At 56.3% G+C, this 20,379-nt stretch carries 14 protein-coding genes; 13 read left to right on the forward strand and 1 reads right to left on the reverse strand.

The annotated features are described in order from the left end of the window. Positions 1 to 123 precede the first annotated feature (123 nt). The 9 genes from WBP50_RS06700 (at position 124) to WBP50_RS06740 (ending at position 10,844) form a co-directional block, all read left to right on the forward strand. On the forward strand, positions 124 to 516 hold the full coding sequence (locus WBP50_RS06700) for a DoxX-like family protein (RefSeq protein ID WP_423932634.1): 393 nt from the start codon (positions 124 to 126) through the stop codon (positions 514 to 516). 13 nt (positions 517 to 529) lie between these two features. Beyond that, positions 530 to 1,840 carry a hypothetical protein gene (locus WBP50_RS06705; RefSeq protein WP_423932636.1) on the forward strand — a complete coding sequence of 437 codons (1,311 nt, stop codon included), beginning with the start codon at positions 530 to 532 and terminating at the stop codon, positions 1,838 to 1,840. Beyond that, a complete protein-coding gene (locus WBP50_RS06710; RefSeq protein WP_423932639.1) occupies positions 1,830 to 3,053 on the forward strand; it encodes a pentapeptide repeat-containing protein in 1,224 nt (407 codons plus the stop codon). Before WBP50_RS06705 ends, WBP50_RS06710 begins: the two co-directional genes overlap by 11 nt. A gap of 39 nt (positions 3,054 to 3,092) precedes the next feature. Continuing rightward, positions 3,093 to 3,935: a glycosyltransferase family 2 protein gene (locus tag WBP50_RS06715; RefSeq protein ID WP_423932641.1), complete on the forward strand. Its 843-nt coding sequence runs from the start codon at positions 3,093 to 3,095 to the stop codon at positions 3,933 to 3,935. A gap of 34 nt (positions 3,936 to 3,969) precedes the next feature. Continuing rightward, positions 3,970 to 4,728, forward strand: a complete 759-nt coding sequence (locus tag WBP50_RS06720; RefSeq protein WP_423932643.1) for an SDR family NAD(P)-dependent oxidoreductase — start codon at positions 3,970 to 3,972, stop codon at positions 4,726 to 4,728. A gap of 101 nt (positions 4,729 to 4,829) precedes the next feature. Further along, positions 4,830 to 5,093 carry a Nif11-like leader peptide family natural product precursor gene (locus tag WBP50_RS06725; RefSeq protein ID WP_423932644.1) on the forward strand — a complete coding sequence of 88 codons (264 nt, stop codon included), beginning with the start codon at positions 4,830 to 4,832 and terminating at the stop codon, positions 5,091 to 5,093. Between the two features lie 76 nt (positions 5,094 to 5,169). After that, positions 5,170 to 6,405, forward strand: coding sequence for a hypothetical protein (locus WBP50_RS06730; RefSeq protein WP_423932645.1), 1,236 nt, complete (start codon positions 5,170 to 5,172; stop codon positions 6,403 to 6,405). A 278-nt stretch (positions 6,406 to 6,683) separates the two neighbouring features. Further along, positions 6,684 to 10,343, forward strand: a complete 3,660-nt coding sequence (locus WBP50_RS06735; protein ID WP_423932648.1) for a DUF3683 domain-containing protein — start codon at positions 6,684 to 6,686, stop codon at positions 10,341 to 10,343. 21 nt (positions 10,344 to 10,364) lie between these two features. Then, complete coding sequence (locus WBP50_RS06740) at positions 10,365 to 10,844, forward strand: DUF2127 domain-containing protein (RefSeq protein ID WP_423932650.1); 480 nt, start codon at positions 10,365 to 10,367, stop codon at positions 10,842 to 10,844. A 147-nt stretch (positions 10,845 to 10,991) separates the two neighbouring features. Here the strand turns inward: WBP50_RS06740 and WBP50_RS06745 are convergent, their stop codons facing one another. Beyond that, positions 10,992 to 11,321, reverse strand: a complete 330-nt coding sequence (locus WBP50_RS06745; protein ID WP_423932653.1) for a hypothetical protein — start codon at positions 11,319 to 11,321, stop codon at positions 10,992 to 10,994. 217 nt (positions 11,322 to 11,538) lie between these two features. On the opposite strand from WBP50_RS06745, the gene WBP50_RS06750 reads away from it, so the two are divergent. The 4 genes from WBP50_RS06750 to WBP50_RS06765 all read left to right on the forward strand — a co-directional run. Then, positions 11,539 to 14,202 (forward strand): cation-translocating P-type ATPase, encoded by a 2,664-nt coding sequence (locus WBP50_RS06750; protein WP_423932655.1) that lies wholly within the window; start codon positions 11,539 to 11,541, stop codon positions 14,200 to 14,202. Between the two features lie 145 nt (positions 14,203 to 14,347). Beyond that, the gene (locus WBP50_RS06755; protein ID WP_423932657.1) at positions 14,348 to 15,832 is read left to right on the forward strand and encodes an amino acid permease; all 1,485 of its coding nucleotides are present in this window, start codon (positions 14,348 to 14,350) and stop codon (positions 15,830 to 15,832) included. 171 nt (positions 15,833 to 16,003) lie between these two features. Next, on the forward strand, positions 16,004 to 19,387 hold the full coding sequence (locus WBP50_RS06760; protein WP_423932659.1) for a patatin-like protein: 3,384 nt from the start codon (positions 16,004 to 16,006) through the stop codon (positions 19,385 to 19,387). 83 nt (positions 19,388 to 19,470) lie between these two features. Beyond that, positions 19,471 to 20,379: toll/interleukin-1 receptor domain-containing protein (locus WBP50_RS06765; protein WP_423932662.1), on the forward strand; the 909-nt coding region annotated here is incomplete at its 3' end.

Below are 20,379 nucleotides of genomic sequence, written 5' to 3' on the forward strand. Positions count from 1 at the left end.
GAAACCTTCAGGCATCAGTGCTCCCGGCCGGAGTTTTTTTATTAACAGCCATCATAGGATTCCTTTACGACTGAACTGTTATCTTGCAGTAAGGCAGTTACGTTTTCACTATCGTATTCAGGTATGAAATCATTTTCGGAACAGGGGGGTGTCATGCTTTTCAGCAGGATTGCCCTTGCGTTTTCATGGATCTATCAGGGGGCGGTTCCCAAGCTCGTGTGCAGAAGCGCCGGAGAGACCGAGCTTCTCGGCCATGTCATTCCTGTTTACCAGTGGGCTTGCATGGCGGTAAGCTGGATGGGCGCCGGAGAGATCGTTTTCGGGCTGCTGCTGCTTGCAGTCCGCCGGATATGGATATTCCATCTCAATATCGCGGCGCTTGTCTTTCTCCTGATCTTCGTGCTGCTTTTCGAGCCGCAGCTTTTTACCGAGCCGTTCAATCCGCTGACGCTCAATGTCGCGCTTATCGCACTATCGCTTATCGCTATTGCAGAGTTGAAAAAAATGAAAAACTGACCAATCGATGTTCATGGACCACCACCTCCAACCCGGCAGCGCACTTGAACTGGTCGTAAAACGGTTTTTTACCGTATCGGTAACCGTAGTTGCCATGGCGGCTTTGCTCGGCGCGGCAGGGGCTTTCACCGGGAACCATTTTCTTTACCGTATTCACCCGTACATTTTTTTTATCGGCTTCGGCAACCTTGCCATCCTGCTGCTCAACCGTTACCTGACAGCCACCATCTACCCCGAGCTGGTCGTGGATCCGGAGAAGCAGATGCGCTATATCTCTTCCGTACTGCTCGCTCTGCTCTCCATTACCGTTGCCGTTTTCATGGAGTGGCCCCTGCTGAAAGCAGCCACCGGGCTTTTTCTCATGATTCTGGTCTCCGGTCCGCTTCGCGAGATATTCACGACGCTTTCCGTCGGCAGAATCTGGAAGGAGGTTTCCGTGCGCTACTATATTTTCGATGTGCTTTTTCTGCTCAATGCCAATCTCGGACTTTTTGCACTCGGATTGAAAGAGGCTTTTCCCCACAGCGGCATCATTCCGTTTTTTGTCACCCAGTCGGCCTACTTTCTGGGTTCCTCGTTTCCCCTGAGCATCAGCGTCATGGGATTTCTCTATACCTATGCGTGGAGAGACTCATCGAAAAGAGCGCTGATCAGAACCCTTTTCAGCCTCTGGTTCTATATTTTCGTCGGGGGTGTCCTGATCTTTCTCATCGTTATTCTCGTTGGCAACTATTTCGGCATGATGCTGGTCAGCCACATTCTTCTTTTCGGCGTCATGGCATTGCTCGGGAGTTTTGCCCTCTACCTCTACAACTTTTTCAAAACAAGTTTCCGACATCCGGCGCTGGCTTTCCTTCTGAGCGGCCTGGCCCTGCTTTTCGCAACCAGCGCGTTCGGCATCATGAACATTTATTACATCAAAGGGATCCCTTTCGGCTTTCATCCCCCCATCCGCATCGATAAAATGTGGATCTATCACTCGCATACCCATGCCGCACTGCTCGGCTGGATAACCTTTTCCTTTATCGGCATGATCTATATCGTCGTCCCTTCGATTCTCAGAACAGCTTCGCTCGAAAAACTCGGAAGCGAGCAGGCTCTTTCGGAGCTGCTCGACGGCCGAACCATGAAAAAGGCATTCCGGCAGCTTACCTTCATGCTCCTGTCCTCGACCGGGGTGCTGCTCGGGTTTTTTCTCGATAGCGGTATGCTGCTTGGCAGTGCGGGAGTGGTTTTCGGGTGCTGCGTGGCTTACCTTCTGAAAAACCTCAATACGGAACTATACCGTGAAAACCTTATAAAACTTGAGACTCATGCAAAATAGTATTCAGCGCCATATCCGTCCGGTTCTTCTTTTCTTCGCGCTTGTTCCGGTTTCGTCCGCTCCTGCTTCGGCATTCGATGCCGCCGATTTCAAGGCGCTGAAAACCGGAGTGACATCATGGAACAGCTACAGGGCAGGGCTTCCGGGACGTTTTGCGGATCTCTCCGGGGCGCAGCTCAAAGGCATGAACCTGAGAGGTGCGGACCTGAGCAACGCCGATCTTTCCGGCGCCGATCTCGGCAGTACCGACCTCAGCAAAGCCAGGCTCGATCATGCCAGGCTCGACTCCGCCCGGCTTTCCTCGGCATTGCTTGTCAGGGCTTCGCTCAACGGGGCGACGCTTCGAAATGCCGATCTTGAAGAGGCCGTACTTGAGGGTGCGTCGCTTAAAGGCGCCCTTATGCAGACCGCGGTACTCAAGAAAGCAGACTGCACCGGTGCCGATTTCAGCGGTGCGGATCTTCAGGAGACGAATTTTCGTGAAGCCAGGCTTGTCGGCGCACAGCTTGCCGGTGCGGATCTTCGGGCAGCCTACCTATGGCGCGCCGACATGAGCCGATCAGACATGACCGGCATCAGGGTTTCGCCATCCACGGTGCTTGCTTCCGGCAGCTATGCCTCACAGGCATGGGCATCGGAGCATCGGGCGCAGTTTCTCGACGATGTCCCAAAACCCGTTCCGGCTGTTGCCGGGCAGGCGCTTCCGACGGGATCGGGAAAAGGCGGAAATTCCGGGCCGGGGAAAACCGGATCGAGCGGGAACCTTTGGCGCATGTCCGGTTCCGGCGCAACTGTCGCTTACGATCAGGTGCTCTACAAAAAGCTCAAATCCGGGGTATTCGCCTGGAACGACATGCGCAAGCATGACCGGGCCATGGAGGTGAATCTTCGTGAAGCGAAGTTCGATCAGAAAAACCTCAGTTATGTCGATCTTGCCCATGCGAAGCTGCAGGGCGCAAGTTTCAGGAAAGCCGATCTTTTCGATGCCGATCTGCGTGATGCCGATCTGTCGGGCTGCGATCTTCGCGAAGCGAATCTTGAAAAGGCCGATCTGGGTGGGGCCGATCTTTCCGGTGTCAATCTCTGGCGGGCCAATATGAGCCGGGTGCGTCTTGACGGGGTGAAGGTTTCCGGATCGACCATTCTCGATACAGGCAAAAAGGCCACCCCGGAGTGGGCCGGAAGGCACGCTGCCGTATTTATTCATGAGTAAGCCCTTGTGGCTTAAGAGCTGTTTTTATGGAGGTATTATATGATGTTTTCCCATAACCGGCCGGTGGTGTCGGTTGTCGTCCCTATGTACAATAACTCCCGTTTTATCGGCAATACCATCCGTTCGATTCTCGGGCAGTCGTTCAGCGATTTCGAACTTCTGATCTATGACGATCATTCAACCGACGATTCAGTGGAGCTTGCGTCATCGTTTTCCGATTCCCGGATAAAGATTTTCAGGAGCCCGGTCAATCTCGGGCCGGAGAAAAACTGGAACCGGGCGATCAGCGATGTCAGGGGGAGGTACGTCAAGCTGGTTTGCGGCGACGATATTCTTTTTTCCGAATGCCTTGAAAAGCAGGTCGGGGTTCTTGAAAATCCCGTGCATGCCGGGATCAGTCTTGTCAGTTGCCAGCGAACGATCATCGATCCCGAAGGCAAGCCGCTCATCAAGAAAGTCAACTTCATGTCCGGCGGCCGCATCGAGCCGGTCGATGTGATCAGAAAGATGATCCGGATGGGTACCAACATCATCGGGGAGCCGGTCTGCGGCCTCTATCCGGCGGAACTTATCGGCAAAATAAACGGATACAGCGCCGTTGTGCCCTATACCATCGATCTTGATTTCTGGATGCAGCTGCTCAAGCACGGCGATCTCTACATGATTGACGAACCGCTCTGTGCGTTCCGGATATCCAACCTTTCCTGGTCGTCGAGAATAGGGGAGCTGCGTCACAGCCAGTTTCTCGAGTTCATGGAACAGGCAGCTTCCGATAAAAGTCATGAAGTGACCGATCTGGATATGTTTATCGGCCGCATCAACAGCGCGGTCCAGTCCATGACCAGCCTCATGGGCTTCAAGCTTTTCGCCAACCACGAGTGACATTCAGAGAGAAAAACAGAGAGGAGGCGCAACTATGAGACTGAGGGGGAAAACGGCGCTCGTCACGGGAGCGGCAGGGGGTATCGGGAGCGCAGCGGCGTTCTGTTTCGCCGAAGAGGGAGCCTCACTGGTACTGAGCGATATCGATCTCGACGGTTGCGAAACGGTATGTCGCCGGATCAGGGCGCAGGGAGGGAAAGCATCGGCCGTGGGCGCGGATCTGACCATTGAAGAGCAGATTGTCGATCTGTTTGCAGCTGTCCGCAGAACGGAGGGCGGGCTCGATATTCTGGTAAACATCGCAGGAGGCGATCTCGATCCCTTTTCTGCAGCCGACTCGATCAGCAGCGAATCGATAGACCGGAACATTGCACTCAATCTGAAGTCGTGCATGCTCTGCTGCAGGGAGGCCGTCAAAATCATGCAGCCCCGACAGTACGGGCGGATCGTCAACATGAGCTCCCTGGTTTACCGGGGTGCCGATCACCAGTTTTCCTATGCTGCCGCCAAGGGGGGGATTGCCGCATTCACCCGTTCCCTCGCCCTGTCGCTCGGCCAGAGCAGCATCACCGTCAATGCTCTTGCCCCCGCTCTTGTCGACGTACCTGTTTTCCGGAAAGCTCTCGGTACCGAGCGATGGGAGGCCCTCGCGAGGGAGTGTGCCTCCCGTTATCCGCTCAAACGGGTCGCATCTCCCCTCGATGTCGCCAGAGCGGCCCTGTTTCTCGCCTCGGATGACGCATCCTTCATAACCGGCCAGATTCTGGAGATTTCCGGCGGCGCAAGACTGTAGCCGGTGCTATGATTACTGCCGTATTTTGCAGATATTGAAAACAGGAGGCTCCGGAAATTCCGGCCGTTTGTTTTTACCGAACCTTTAATGGAGACAGTGGCATGTCAATCGAATCCGCAAGACAATTTCTTGTACAGCTTGCCGAAGAGGAGACTTTTCGCGACAATCTGGTGCGGCAGCTTGCCGAAAAACGTCGTGAGCTGGTCAGTGCTGCAGGGTATGATTTTACCGAAGAAGAACTCGAAGCGGCAAAATCGGTACTCCCTCCCGGAGCCCTCGGCCATGTCGCCGGCTGGTTCTGTGACGTTGAAAGTGACAGCAGGCCCATGCACGGCAGGCGATGCGGCGGCGGTCTCTGGCATTGAAGCCAGGGGCGATTGCGCTCTCCGGTACTGTTTTTTCTGTTGAACTAACCCCCATTAACTCCTCAATAGCACCGTTATGAAGCCCATCTGCATCAACAACTACTGTTTCGACCGCGTTCATATCTGGGTACAGTACGACTGGCTGGTGCCCCAGTTCGTCGAACTGGTTATCGAAGTATTCTACCCTAAAAACAGGGCAGCCAACGGGCTGGTGATGTTCAGTCACGGCTTTCTGATCGGCAACGATCTCCTCTTCTATCCGAAGAAAGTCGCCGGAGCACTCCTGAACGACAATCCGCTCTTCGGCATCAATCCCTCTTCCTATTACAACTACAGCGAAGCTATCGTTGAAAAAAACTGGGCCATGGGGTTCGTTACCGCAGCCCACATGCAGTCGGCTCTCATACCGTGGGTCGATCTGGGAGGGAACCCGAGAGTCGGGCAGGAGGCATACGCCGCGGCATCCTATCTCATCAAATACGGAGCTACGGACGAGTTCTATAAAATCGACGAGCACAACAGGAACCAGAGTTTCCATGATCGCGAGATTCTCAACAGAACCCGCTTCATGAAGGGCAACAACGTCATCTTCGCCGGTCATTCCGTCGGTGGAGCCCATGCCCAGGCTGCCGCAGTGGGTTTCGAGAACCTGCGGAAACTCGGCGGAAAAAGTTTCCGTCCCTTCAATCCGGTGATTTACGACCGGGAGTTCATTCCGGCCTATTCCGAACGAATGGAAAAGTGGAATCCCGAAGACAGGGCCAATCCCGTCGGACTCCTCCAGCTTTCGCCGGTCGATATGAATATTCCCTTCATTGCGCCCGGCATGAAGCCGTACCGTGATATTCTCTCAGAAACCGGGATACCGGAACTGATGGTGGTGGGTCAGTGCGACTGTGCAACCCTGGAGAGCTCCAATCCGCCCTCCTGGTCGTCCACATCGGGTACCCCAACCCAGTTTACCCAGCTCTCCTCTCCCGAAAGCTGGTCCTCGGTTGCCCGCATCGAAAAGGGCGCGCACTGCGGCTACCTCACTGAAAAGAGCGAGTTGTGCAAGCAGGCCGACAACCCCTCGAAGTGCAAGCTCTGCCCCGGAGTGGAGACCTACAAACCAAACGGAGCCGAAACCGCATTTACCATTGACATGTTCAGGCGCTTCATAAGACTTTATCCCGATGCAGGCGGTTTTCAGGGTACGTTCGAAGCGTGGAAACAGAGCGATTTCATGCAGTGGCTGAACAGGGAAAGCCCCGACGGCACCGTCAGGCTGGTTCCGTTCGCCGACGGGCAGTATGTCGATTTCGCCCGCTGAAGAAGCGATCTCGCGCCGCGTCCCGCAGAGTGCATTCAGCCTGCAGGATGCGGCGCTTTCCGTTTCGCTTTTCTTTTCTCCGGCAGGCATCCTTCCGCGGAATTCTCAACAGTTCAAAAGGGTTTGTAAGGTTATCGGATTGCAAATCAATCCTTTGCCCCGCTTTCCGGCTCCGGGTTGGAGTTGGAATTGAAAATATTTGTACTTTCCAGTCGACAAATACCCTTTACCGGGTTTTGTGAGTCTGCGATAAAGGATCCGAAAAGGTTTTATTAGCCATGATGTTAACAACCGGACCCGAAACGGCGACAGTTTCACATGCCGTTCCAAGGGAAATTCCATTCAACTATACTTCGGCCGACGACCGGCAGGCAATCGCCTCGCTGCTTGGCCGCGATATTGTCAGAACGCTCGACGAGCTCCGTGAACACCGGGTAACCGGCCGTTCGGCACGCCTGCTCATGAGCAGTATCGGCGAAATTCTCATTCACCGGCGCAATCCCTACCTGTTCCAGGAACTGGTGGATTCGCCGCAGCGCCGCCAGCGCCTTTTCGAACGGGCGGCCAAGGATCTCGATATCATCGCCAATTCAGCCAACGGAGAGACCAGGGTGATTACCGTGGTGGCCGCCGTGCGTGAACAGCTCGACCGCTTTCGAACCGCCGTGGAGAACACTCCCGAACTGCGCCGCAGGCTCAGGCGGGAGCTCGGGGCTGTGGTGGGGGTGAAAAATGTGCTGTTCGACCCCTTCTCCCTTGCCGCGCATGCGACCGACGCGACCGACTGGCGACTGCATCTTCCCGTCGCCGTCGTGACTCCCGCAGAGGAACACCAGGTGGCTCCGCTCATTACGGCCATTGCCAATCTCGGGCTCAAGATCATCCCCAGGGGTGCGGGTACCGGCCTTACCGGCGGAGCGGTTCCGCTCCGTTCGCGCTGCGTCATCATCAATATGGAGAAGCTGAACCGGAGCCGGGGCATTTCCCTGCGTGATTTCCATCTGGACGACGGCTCCGTGCGTCAGGCTCCGGTCATCGAAATCGAGGCAGGCGTCGTCACCGAAAGGGCCATGCACGAGGCCGAAGAGCAAGGGCTGGTTTTTGCGACCGATCCGACCAGCGAATGGTCGTGCACGGTGGGGGGCAACATCGCCGAGAACGCCGGCGGCAAGATGGCCGTGCGCTGGGGCACCTGTATCGACAACCTGCTCGAGTGGCGCATGGCCATGCCTTCGGGAGAGCGCTGGACAGTCAGGCGGACCGATCATCAGCTCCGTAAAATCCTGCATGAGGATACGGTATCTTTCGAAGTGCTCGATGAAGCCGGAAAACGGCTTGAGAGGATAGAGCTTTGCGGAACCGATATCCGCAAGAAAGGGCTCTGGAAGGACATTACCAACAAGGCGCTCGGCGGGGTTCCGGGACTGCAGAAGGAGGGCACCGACGGGGTGATCACCTCCGCGGTGTTTGTGCTCTACAGGCAGTATCCCGAAAAGAGGACGCTCTGTCTGGAGTTTTTCGGCCAGGACATGGACGAAGCCAGCCGGGTGATTGTGGAGCTGTCGAAAATTTTTCCCCTGCCGTTCAACGACGAGGAGGCGCTGCTCGCGCTCGAACACTTCGACGACGAATACGTGAGGGCAATCGACTACAAGGTGAAGGCTCCTCGTCCCCAGACGCCGAAGGCCGTGCTCCTGATCGACATTGCCGCCCGCACTCCGGGCGAAGTGCAGCGGGGGGTCGACCGGGTAGCGGCCCTGCTCGAACACCATCCGAACACCCTCATGTTCGTGGCCCGCGACAATGCCGAGTCGGTGCGTTTCTGGGCCGACCGCAAGAAACTCAGCGCCATCGCCCGGAGGACCAACGCCTTCAAGCTGAACGAGGATATCGTCATTCCTCTTGAAGCTCTTGCCGAATTCGCGCGATTCATCGACCATCTCAATACCGACGAGGAGCGCTACTCGCAGCTCCGCTTCGTCGAAAGGGCCTCGGAGATCCTGCAAACCGCAAAAGTGAACGAAGACGGCGGACAGTTTGCCTCCAAAGTGCCCACCGGCCTGGAACTCTGCGGGGAGTTCCGCCGCAAGGTGCTTGACGCTCCGGACGAGTCGCTGCGCTCCCTTGAGATTCTGCATGATTTCTCCGGAGAGCTTGCCGAACTCCTGCAGGGATATCCGAAAATCCAGGGCGCGGTGGAGCAGGCCAAAGAGTACATCCGCAACAGCAGGATCGCCATCGCCACCCACATGCATGCCGGAGACGGCAACGTGCATGTCAATATTCCGGTGCTCTCCAACGACCGGCTGATGCTCGAACGCGCCGACAAGGTGGTCGATCAGGTGATGGAAAAGGTCGTCTCCCTTGGTGGCGTGGTTTCCGGCGAGCACGGCATCGGTGTCACCAAACTGAAATATCTGGATGCCTCGATCGTTGATGAACTTGCCCGGTACCGCCGGAAAGTCGATCCAAAAGGGCTCATGAACCCCGGAAAACTCGAAGACATGGATGTGCTCGGCCATATCTTCACGCCCTCCTTCAACCTGCTTGAGCTTGAAGCGCATATTCTCAAACGAGCCAAGATCGAGGAGCTTTCCAAAAAAGTCGACTACTGCATCCGGTGCGGAAAGTGCAAAACCGACTGCTGCGTCTACTACCCGGCGCGGGGCATGTTCTATCATCCCCGCAACAAGAATCTCGCCATCGGTTCGCTCATCGAAGCCCTGCTTTTCGATGCCCAGCGGGAGCGTTCCACCGATTTTGAACTGCTTCAGTGGCTCGACGAGGTTGCCGATCACTGCACGATCTGCCATAAATGCCTGAAACCCTGTCCGGTCGATATCGATACCGGAGAGGTCTCCGTACTCGAACGTGAACTGCTTGCCGGAAGGGGATTCAGGCACTCCTCGCCGGTAACCGAGATGACCCTGCACTATCTCGACAGCCGCTCGACGCTTTTCAACACCGTTTTCCGTAATACGGTGCTTCGTTTCGGCGGCGCCATGCAGCGTGCGGGCAACCGTCTCAGCGCACCACTGCAGCCGGAGGACGATCCGCCGGCATTCTATCCGCTCAGGCTGTTGCGTTCATCGGTGCCTCCGGTTCCCCGGAAAACCCTGCGTGACGTTCTTCCCGAGTGCGGCCAGGACCAGGTACTGGTTTTCGAACCGTCGGGTGTTGGCAACAGTACGGTTTTTTATTTTCCCGGATGCGGTTCGGAACGACTGAACTCGACCATCGCCATGGCCGCCCTGCATCTGCTGCTTGAGACCGGCACACGGGTAATCCTCCCGCCGCCGTTTCTCTGCTGCGGCTTTCCTGCGCATGTGAATGCCAAGAGCGATCAGTATTCGAGCATCGTCCTGCGCAATACCGTCCTGTTCAGCCAGATTCGTGAAATGTTCTCCTATCTGGATTTCGATGCCTGCGTGGTGACCTGCGGCACCTGTCTTGAAGGGCTCGATGCCATTGAAACCGGAAAGCTTTTCGGCGGAAGGATCATCGATACCTCGGCTTATGCTCTCGAGAAAGGGTTCAGGCTGCAGGAGCCGGGAGGAAGGTATCTCTATCATGCTCCGTGCCACGATTCCCTGGGAGGCAAGGCTCTCGATACTATCGGCAAACTCGGCGGATTCGAATCCGTCAAGGCGGTTGCGCACTGCTGTTCAGAGGCCGGAACCCTCGCGTTATCGAGGCCGGATATCACCGACGCCATGCTGCACCGCAAGCGCGACGCCATCCGCGAAGCCATGAACGGGTCGGGGGAGAAGGTGGTGCTGACCAACTGCCCCTCCTGTGTACAGGGACTCGGCAGAAATCTCGATCTTGGCATCGAGCCGAAACATCTTGTGGTGGCGCTTGCAGAAAAGTATTCCGGCCCTGACTGGCAGGAGAAGCTGCAAGCCCAGGCAAGCCGTGCGTCGGCAGTCAGTTTCTGATTCCGGATTTTGAGTGCCTCGATGCATGGTTTGAACGACAGGATGCGCTTCGGCATCAGAGGGATCGCTCTTTTCGAGGCGGGAAAGGGCATTCTCGTCCTTGCTGCCGGATTTTCGCTGTTTTCGCTGATACATCAGAATATGCAGGCGTTTGCCGCTCGACTGGTCGGGCATTTGCATCTCAACGCAGCAAAGCACATCCCCGGGATTTTTTCCGAAGCTGTCGGCACTATTGCCGACAGCCGGTTACGGCTTCTGGCGGTTCTTGCACTCCTCTATTCGGTTATGCGATTTGTCGAGGCTTACGGCCTCTGGTTCGCAAAGCGATGGGCACGATGGTTCGCTTTGCTGAGCGGAGCCGTTTATCTGCCCTTCGAACTGTATGAACTTGCAAAAGGCTTTTCGTGGATCACGATCGTTTTTCTTCTCGTCAACCTCGCAGTTGTTCTCTCCATGGGTTTTTCGCTTAAGGCAAAACGCCGCGGAAACAACCTTTCCTGAAGACGCCTTTGATTTTTCGATGAATTTCCGGAGCGCAGCCCCGGGTCTCTGCCTGGAGGGGTTGCTGCCGGGGGATGTTTTCCCGCTCTTGTGTGCGAAGCGCCCGGGCGGGCATCAGGATCGAAAGCCGCGTACTCGCTTGTCCATCTATACCAGTACATAGACAATAAGACCGCAAACAACCACCATCAGTACGAGTCCGGCGATAAATATCGTGTCGGCGGTGCGTTCCATCCCATGCATCCGGTGCCCGCTGCGAGTCCGGAGGGCGAAATAGGAGAGCATGCACGAAAACAGAAAGAGCAGCGCGTCCAGAGAAAGAAGATCGTCGACGAATGTCGTGACCTGCCGGCTGTTGATGACAATATGAAGAATTCCTATTACCGTCAGGCATACGCCCACCATGGCTGCCGAGACGGTAAAAATATGGATGGATATGTCCTCTTCCAGATGTTCGTTTTCTTCGCTGTTACCCATGGTTTTTCATGTTTGTCGCGATTGCGCTTCGGTGCCGGGTGTTGCCCATCGGGAGGCCGGGTGCGCAATCGGGAGGTGTTGTTCGATCTTTTATGCCCGTTTTATGGTTAATCTAATCACAGCAGGACTTTTTTCCCGTTTCGGGATGCTCCGCATGGGCTCGATGTGGATCCTGCGGGGAAGGTATCGATGAAAACAAACGCAAACGCGACATCCTATGATGCATGAACTCTGGCATACCCTGACTTCGGAGGCCGTTTTGGGCCGTCTTGGCGTTACCGGTCCGGGGCTCGATTCCGACGAGGCCGATCGCCGCCTTCGGGAGTACGGCCCCAACATCCTGCAGTCAAAAAAGGGCGTCAGCCCCTGGAAGCTGCTCTTCGATCAGTTCAAAAATGTCCTGATCATAACCCTGCTCCTGGCCACCGTGCTGTCGGCTTTTCTCGGCCACGGCCTCGAAGCCGCAGCGATTGCCGTGATCGTGCTTTTTGCCGTGCTGCTCGGTTTCATTCAGGAGTTCAGGGCGGAAAAAGCCATCGATGCGCTCCGGAGCATGGCGGCTCCGCAGGCCAGAGTTATCCGCGATGGCAGGGAACAGCTCGTTCCGGCCTCGGAAGTCGTGCCCGGCGATATGGTGATGCTCGCCGCAGGCGACCGCATACCCGCCGATGCCCGGCTGGTCGTGTCGGTCAACCTGCAGGTCGAGGAGGCCTCCCTGACCGGTGAATCCCTGCCGTCCGAAAAGGACGCAGGCTCGCTTTCGCCCGCAAATGCCGGACCCGGCGACCGCATGAACATGGTGTTTGCCGGAACAGCGGTGAGCTACGGTCGCGGATCTGCGGTGGTGGTTGCTACCGGCATGCAGACCGAGTTTGGCAGGATCGCTGCTCTGCTCCAGCAGGTCGAGACGGAGAAAACCCCGCTGCAGAAAAATCTCGATCAGGTAGGCGCAGTGCTTGCCCGGGCTGCGATGGTCATCGTGCTGGTGATTGTGGCGCTCGGCCTTTTCCGCGGCCAGTCGTTTATCGACATGCTCATTTTCGGCATTGCCCTGGCCGTGGCTGTCGTGCCCGAAGCGCTTCCAGCAGTCGTCACCATTTCGCTGGCGCTCGGTGTCCAGCGAATGGTAAGGCGCAACGCCCTCATGCGGAGGCTGCCGGTCGTCGAAACGCTGGGCAGCACCACGGTGATCTGTTCCGACAAAACCGGCACGCTTACCCGCGACGAAATGACCGTCCGGTCGCTCTATATCTCCGGCACCCTGATTGACGTCGGAGGGTCGGGCTATATTCCCGAAGGCGGCTTTACGGTTGCGGGCGGCGGGCCCCTTCCCGGCAGTCTGCACCGCTTTCTCACAGCGGGGGTGCTCTGCAGCGACGCCCGGCTGCTGAAAAACGAAGAGGGGGAGTGGGATATCAAGGGCGATCCAACCGAGGGAGCGCTCCTGGTGGCGGCCGTGAAAGCAGGACTCGACATCGCGGAACTGCAGGCGCGTTTTTCCCGCATCGACGAACTGCCCTTCTCCTCCGAAACGAAGCGTATGATCACCCTGCATGACGATGGTGGTGTTCCGAACGCCTTCATAAAGGGTGCTCCGGAAGTGATCCTTCAGGACTGCGCGACGGTGCTGACCTCTGAAGGCGTTACGCCTCTGGATTCCTCCATGAAAGAACGGCTGCACGCCGAAGCCGAAGCCATGGGCCGAAAAGCCCTCCGGGTGCTCGCTATCGCCGAAAAGCGCGGAGCTTCCATCGGCACGGCTTCCGTCGGCATGAATTTTCTCGGATTCGCCGGCATGATCGATCCGCCGAGGCCCGAAGCTGCTGAAGCCGTCAGGCGCTGCATCGAGGCAGGCATCCGTCCGGTCATGATTACCGGCGATCATCCGGTCACGGCCGAAGCCATCGCCCGCGAACTCGGCATTCTTCGGGGCGGCAGGGTTGTGGCGGGATCGGCGCTGCAGGAAATGAGCGACCTGGAGCTGCGCCGTTCGGTCGAGGGTATCAGCGTGTTCGCCCGCGTCGCTCCCGAACACAAGCTTCGAATTGTCGATGCCCTGCAGAAAAACGGAGAAATCGTGGCCATGACCGGCGACGGGGTCAACGACGCCCCTGCGCTGAAAAAAGCCGATATCGGCATTTCCATGGGCATTACCGGCACCGACGTTTCCAAAGAGGCCTCGGCCATGATGCTGACCGACGACAACTTCGCATCTATTGTCGCTGCGGTCGAAGAGGGGAGGGGAATCTACGACAACATCAGGAAATACCTGACCTACCTGCTCTCGTCGAACATCGGCGAACTGGGCCTCATGGCCGGAGCCTCACTGTTCGGTCTGCCGCTGCCGCTCACTGCCGTACAGATCCTTTACGTCAATCTCGCCACCGACGGCCTTCCCGCACTGGCGCTGGCCGTCGATCCGCCCGAGAAGGATATCATGAAACGTCGCCCGAACGATCCCCGTCAGGGCATTTTCACCCGTCCCGTGCTTGCGCTCATGCTTGCCGGAGGCATCTGGTCCACCGTGGTGAACATGTCGCTTTTCAACTGGGCCCTCCACTCCGGCCGCCCGGTACGCGAGGCGATGACCATGACCTTCGTCTCCCTGGTGCTGATACAGTTCTTCAAGGCCTACAATTTCCGTTCCGAAACCCGTCCGCTCTATTACAGGCCCTTCGCGAACCGGTGGCTGAACCTGGCCATTCTTTGGGAGCTGATTCTGCTTGCCCTCATCATCGCGGTTCCTTTTCTGCGGATACCCTTCAGCACCTTCTGTCTTACTCCCGAGGACTGGCTGATCGTGCTGCTTTCGTCGCTCACCATCGTTCCGGTCATCGAACTGGTGAAGCTGATGATCCGCAAAAAAGTGATTCAGGGGTAGATGTAACAGCTATGTCGACAGAGGTGTTCTGTTGTGGTGCGCGGTTCGTTTTCTCTTGCACTTTTTTAGGCTGAAACTCTGAAAATGCTTTAATTAAGGCTTACAGCCCGTCTTTTCGACCATCAACAAAACCGGGACCGCACCCTTGAAGAACAGTTTCAGGAAAAAGCCTCTTGCGCTGCTGCTCGAAGAAATGAAGGGCGAGCATCGTCTGAACCGCATTCTCGGTCCCCTGGCCCTCACCAGTCTCGGTGTCGGGGCGATCATAGGCACAGGAATCTTCGTGCTGATAGGCGTCGCCGCCCACGACAAGGCTGGTCCCGCCGTCACGCTTTCGTTCGCAGTGGCCGGACTCGCCTGTATTTTCGCTGCGCTCTGCTATGCCGAGTTCGCCTCCATGGTGCCTGTCGCCGGTTCGGCATACACTTACGCCTACGCCACTCTCGGAGAACTTTTCGCCTGGATCATCGGCTGGGATCTTATCCTCGAATATGCCGTCGCCTCTGCTACGGTCGCACATGGATGGTCCCACTATTTTCAGGACTTCATCGGCATATTCGGGCTCGGGGTGCCCGCGCTTTTTTCCAGGGCGCCGCTCGATTTCAATCCCGAAACCGGCATGCTCGCCCTTACCGGTTCACTTTTGGACCTGCCCGCCATGCTCATTGCCGCGATCATCACGGTGATTCTCGTAAAAGGCATCAGGGAGAGTTCCGGTTTCAATACTGCGATGGTAATCTTCAAGGTTGCCATTGTCCTGCTGGTCATCGTGCTCGGCGCGCAGCATGTCAACCCGGATAACTGGCAGCCTTTCGCGCCGTTCGGTTTTTCAGGCCTGAGTGTTTTCGGCCACCTTGTGCTTGGCGAGCCCGGACTTGGAGGGGCGCCGGTAGGCGTGCTGGCCGGAGCGGCCATGATCTTTTTCGCCTATATCGGCTTCGACTCCATCTCGACCCATGCCGAAGAGGCGCGTAACCCCCAGAAAGACATTCCCATCGGTATCATCTCCTCGCTCATCGTCTGCACCATACTCTACATAGCCGTCGCCGCAGTCATAACAGGCATGGTGCCCTACAACGAAATCAACATCGATGCTCCGGTATCGCACGCTTTCAGCCGGGTTGGTCTCGGATGGGCGCATTTCATCATTTCATTGGGAGCGATAGCCGGAATCACCTCCGTGCTGCTCGTCATGATGCTCAGCCAGCCGCGCATTTTCCTTGCCATGGCGCGTGACGGACTGCTGCCGAAAAACATTTTCGGGGCCATTCACGAAAAGTTCAGAACCCCCTGGAAATCCACCATTCTCACCGGCATCTTCGTGGCCTTCATGGCCGCCCTGCTGCCGCTTCGCCTGCTTGCCGAGCTGGTCAATATCGGCACGCTTTTCGCGTTTGTCGTCGTCTGCACGGCCGTGCTCATCATGCGCCGCAAGCATCCCGAAGCCGAGCGTCCCTTCAGGGTGCCCTTTGTTCCCTTCGTCCCTATTGCCGGTATTCTCACCTGCCTGTTGCTCATGTTCTCCCTGCCGGCAGAAAACTGGCTCCGTTTGCTGATCTGGCTGCTTATCGGCATGGCGATCTACTTTTTTTACGGCAGACACCACAGCAAGCTTGGCAAGATGCCGTGAACGTCCTCCGGTCTGCTGCCCTTCTTGTGAACGCAGCCGAAACTGCGTATCTTTTACCATAAAAGCTTCCCGCATCTCCGCCATCTTCCGTGTTCACCGGAAGATGGCGGAACGCCGACGAGCTTCAGCCGTATTCCGCACGACTTTTTCAATCGAAAACCCCTGTCTGCAATGGCTGCCACCGTTTCCCCGAAATCCGAAATACGCTTCGCCGTCGTCATGTACGGGGGAGTATCCCTTGCGATCTACATGAACGGCATAGCGCAGGAGCTGCTGCGCATGGTCCGAGCGACTGCTACGGGGCAGGACGGCGTTACGCCGCTCATTCCTTCGGGGATGCTTGATCGGGTGGAAACCGTTTACCGGAAGATTGCCTATCGCCTTGCCGGCTCGACGAACGTGGATGAAATGCTGGTGCGCGACGCCGCACTGGAACGCAAATTTACTATTGATGTCATTTCCGGTACCTCGGCAGGAGGAATCAACGGCATTTTTCTTGCCAAAGCGCTTGCAACGGGCCTTGGCATGGAAGATCTCAAGAACCTCTGGATTGCCGAGGGTGATGCCTCGCTGCTCATCAACGACTCGAGGTCGGTGAAAGATACCGTGCTGAAGGCAGAGCGATCGCCCCAGTCGCTTTTCAACAGCAGAAGAATGTACCAGAAGCTGCTTGAGGCGTTCGAAAACATGGATGATGCAGGGCAGCCAGGAACAGATCGAGTTCCCTCCGCTTATGTGCGGGAACTCGATCTGTTCGTTACCACGACCGATATTCTCGGCCTCACCCTGCCCATCGAACTCACCGACAGCACGGTCTACGAACGGAGGCACCGCAACGTGTTCAGGTTTTCATGTTCCGATACAGGCCAGAGCGCCTGGAACGATTTCAGCAAAGAGAACAACCCCATGCTTGCCTTTGCGGCTCGTTCCACCTCATCGTTTCCCTTTGCCTTTGAGCCGGTCATGCTCAGCGATATTGACGATGTGCTCAGGCGCAAACGGTACGGCGATGAGTATCTCTCCAGCGGTGATCGCTGGAAACGGTTTTTCCGGGGATATCCCGACAAGCCTGCTGCAGGCTGCGTATCGTACCGAAACCGGCCGTTTGGCGACGGAGGCTATCTCGATAACAAACCGTTTTCCTATGCGGTTGAAACCATTTCGGCCCGTCACTCCGACCTGCCGGTCGAGCGCAAACTGCTCTATATCGAGCCGGTTCCCGACCATCCGGAATCCGATCCTGAACGGGACGGCAGGCCCAACGCCATTGAAAACAGCGTTGCCGCTCTCCTGAAACTACCTCGATACGAAACCATACGAGGCGACCTCGAGAAAATTCTCGAACGGAACCGGCTGCTTGACCTGATAGAGCGGATTACCATAAACCTTGATGCCGACAAACTGCAATCCGGGTGGGTTCCGCCTTATGGCGATGTTTATCTGGCGTGGCAAGAGAAAATCGAAAAAGGCGAAGATGCCGGAGCTGAGCCGTTCTGGGCAAAGCCCGGTCTCAATGACCAGGAATGGGGCATGCTCGACATGGCTGACATGACCCTTCGAAAAGGTCCGGGATATGCGGCATACCAGCGGCTTGAAATTGAAGCGGTGACCGATGATTTCGGCAAACTGCTTGCCAGGGTTGCAGGATTCGACGAACAATCCGATACGGCACGAGTGTTCAGAAACCTCGTGCAGGCATGGCGGGAAAAACGGTTTGTCAGATACCGGGGAGAGGAGTATGGAACCGACCGAATAGAGGATGCGCAGGAGGAACAGGCCCCTCGTACCATGAACACTTTTTTGCACTGGTTCGACCTGACGTTTCCCCTCAGGCGACTGCGGTTTCTCAAGCGTCGTATCGACCGGTTTTATGCCATGGATGCAGAGGCGTTGCCAAAAGATCTCGGAAAGTGGCTTGATGAACCGCTTCCTGCCGGCCCGGTCGACTGGGTTTCGTCCTTCAGGGCCGAGCTGCTTTCGGCAAGAAAAGAGACGCTTGCGATGCAGAGCCGGCTTCTCGATGCAGGCCGTGAGCTTCGCTCGCGGTTCAAGCCTCGCGAAGGAACGGACGGGAAAGATGCCAACCCGCTCTATGATCTTGTGTCGGATCTTGTCGATGCTCTTTCCGGAAGTGACGATGTCCGTCTTTCGTTTTCATTGCAAAGCGGTTCCTCGAAACAGGCCGGCGATGACCGGGATGCCACGTTCAGGCCGGTTATCGACTTTTTCCTCGGTTCCGGCCGAGCCAGAGGCAAGAGCCCGGAACAGACCAGCGAGGATATTGCCGCAGGTTTTCTGCAAGGCAACAAAAAAGTGGTCCGGCTGCTCGACCGTATTGCCGTCAAGGTCAAAAACCGGTTGACCCAGGCTATAGAGGAAAGCGACGAAGTGTGCCGAAAGGCGCTTTGTCTCGATGAACCCGCGGCAGTGAATGCCGATTTCGGCGCGACTGCCGCCCGTTCGGTTCTCGGTAACACCTACCGGAGCTATAGCGATTACGATATGGTGCTTTTCCCCATTCTTTACGGCACAGGCACCTGTGAAGGAACCAGAATAGACGTATCTCGCATCAGCCCGGAAGACGCGACTTTTCTTGTGGACGAGAGGAAAGATCGTCTGAAAAAACTTGCGGGAACAGCTCTGGGAAACTTCGGGGCCTTCATGGAAGAGCGGTGGAGGCGCAACGATATCATGTGGGGGCAGCTCGACGGGGCAGAGCGGATCATCAGGGCGCTTCTTCCCGATGCCTCGGATGCCGATCCTTATATCGGCGAGGCGCATGCGGCAATCGTGCTCGATACGATGAGACAGATGGGGCCGGGCGAATCGAAAGACCTGCTCGTTGAAGCCTTCATGCGCCCGGTTTCCGGCAAACCGGTTCCTGAGTTGTTTGTGTCGTTTATCCGCAGGCTGAAAACGTATACAAAGAAGATGGCCCGTTCACGCCATGACTATTCGCAGGCGTTTCGCGACATCGACGAACGGGAGTTGCGTGACCATTACCTTCGGGTGTTTCGCTCAAACCATGTGCCGGAACCAGAAGCCGCGCTGAAAAATGCGGCAAGGGCGGCAACCGTCACCGGCAAAATCCTTTCGGGTATTGCCGACGAGTACGGCATTGCAGGCAAAAGCTATCTGGCGGTGCTGACGCGAGCCGGTACATTTTTTCTGTGGCTCGTCGAGGCGGCGGTTCCGCGAAGCATGAGCAGCCTCGTATTCAAACACTGGCTCAAGCTTCTCTACCTTTTCGAAGTGCTGCTTCTGGTTGCCGGTTTTTTCTTTCTGAATGAGCATGTACAGCGTCTTGGCCTGACCATTGCGGGTGTTACCGCAGCGCTGCATATCGCATTTTTGTGGATCAGGGATATAGTGCTTTCCAGACAGCGTGTTTCGATGGTGCTCAGAAGCATTGCCGTCACTCTTGTTTTCGTTATGGTCGTTTCAGGTCTGGCGGCGCTTCTTGCCGTTACAGGTCTGTTCGGCGATCTGTGGGTCACATTCGACCGGCTGCACGATTGGTTCCTGCACCTTGGTTTGCGGGCGCAGACCGGATGATTGTGCATCCGGCGTGTCTCCTCATGAGGCTTTCCGTGTTTCTTTCGTATGTGGTTTCTTTTTTATAACCAGAAATAGAGATCATGAAAAAAATATTCTTCAGCTACAGCGAACGGAGCAAGGATGCGCTTCAGCTGCTGATTGCCGATTTGAAGGAGATGTCCGACTATGAATTATGGATCGACCGAAAACTGACTGGGGGGCAGCAGTGGTGGAACGAGATACTCAGAAACATCAGGGAGTGCGACGTGTTCCTGTTTGCCATGTCTCCAGAATCGCTGGAATCAGAAGCCTGTTCCCGTGAGTACACCTATGCATCGCAGCTCGGCAAAAGCATCCTTCCGGTAATGGTCGCGGATGTCGATACCCTGAACCTGCTTCCGAAAGAGCTGAAGATGGTGCAGTACATCGATTACCGGGCAGCCGACAAGCATGCGTTCATGAGGCTTGTCACGGCGCTTGACTCCCTTCCGAAAAGCGGCCCTCTGCCCGAACTGCTGCCCGTAGAGCCCGAGGTTCCGGTATCGTATATCGACGAGCTTTTTTCCGTCATCAGGTCTTCCGACCCCATGTCTTTCGATCAGCAGGCCTCGATACTGGTCAAGCTGAAAGAGAAACTGCATTCGGAAAGCGAACGACAGGATGCCATAAAGCTGCTTGAAAAGCTCCGTGAACGGGACGATCTGTACAGCAAGATAGGCAATCAGGTTACCGATATTCTTGCTTCGGAACCACGCAAAAATGTCCGGAAAAATAGTGACGGCAGCGGAAAGAAAGCCGTTCCTTCCATGCATGCATCAAGTTCCGGGTATCAGGTTAACCGGTCTGCCCAGGATGCATCGCGTGAAGTTTCGGGCGTAAAGAACCCGGATGCTGAGAAAGTGATAAAAAAGAAGAACCGGGTGGTTCTTTTTGCTGCCCTTGCGATCATTGTCGTGCTTGCCGGGGCACTGTACAATTATTTTTCCCCCGGTGTCGATGAAGAATGGCCT

The organism is Chlorobium sp., assembly GCF_049593655.1.
Classification (GTDB): Bacteria; Bacteroidota; Chlorobiia; order Chlorobiales; family Chlorobiaceae; genus Chlorobium.

Excerpts from the sequence above, each read along its gene's own strand:
- WBP50_RS06740 (WP_423932650.1), top strand. The coding sequence starts at position 10,365 with ATGCATGGTTTGAACGACAGGATGCGCTTCGGCATCAGAGGGATCGCT.
- WBP50_RS06715 (WP_423932641.1), top strand. The coding sequence starts at position 3,093 with ATGATGTTTTCCCATAACCGGCCGGTGGTGTCGGTTGTCGTCCCTATG.
- WBP50_RS06760 (WP_423932659.1), top strand. The coding sequence starts at position 16,004 with ATGGCTGCCACCGTTTCCCCGAAATCCGAAATACGCTTCGCCGTCGTC.
- WBP50_RS06725 (WP_423932644.1), top strand. The coding sequence starts at position 4,830 with ATGTCAATCGAATCCGCAAGACAATTTCTTGTACAGCTTGCCGAAGAG.
- WBP50_RS06750 (WP_423932655.1), top strand. The coding sequence starts at position 11,539 with ATGATGCATGAACTCTGGCATACCCTGACTTCGGAGGCCGTTTTGGGC.
- WBP50_RS06700 (WP_423932634.1), top strand. The coding sequence starts at position 124 with ATGAAATCATTTTCGGAACAGGGGGGTGTCATGCTTTTCAGCAGGATT.
- WBP50_RS06705 (WP_423932636.1), top strand. The coding sequence starts at position 530 with ATGGACCACCACCTCCAACCCGGCAGCGCACTTGAACTGGTCGTAAAA.
- WBP50_RS06735 (WP_423932648.1), top strand. The coding sequence starts at position 6,684 with ATGATGTTAACAACCGGACCCGAAACGGCGACAGTTTCACATGCCGTT.
- WBP50_RS06720 (WP_423932643.1), top strand. The coding sequence starts at position 3,970 with ATGAGACTGAGGGGGAAAACGGCGCTCGTCACGGGAGCGGCAGGGGGT.
- WBP50_RS06730 (WP_423932645.1), top strand. The coding sequence starts at position 5,170 with ATGAAGCCCATCTGCATCAACAACTACTGTTTCGACCGCGTTCATATC.
- WBP50_RS06745 (WP_423932653.1), bottom strand. The coding sequence starts at position 11,321 with ATGGGTAACAGCGAAGAAAACGAACATCTGGAAGAGGACATATCCATC.
- WBP50_RS06710 (WP_423932639.1), top strand. The coding sequence starts at position 1,830 with ATGCAAAATAGTATTCAGCGCCATATCCGTCCGGTTCTTCTTTTCTTC.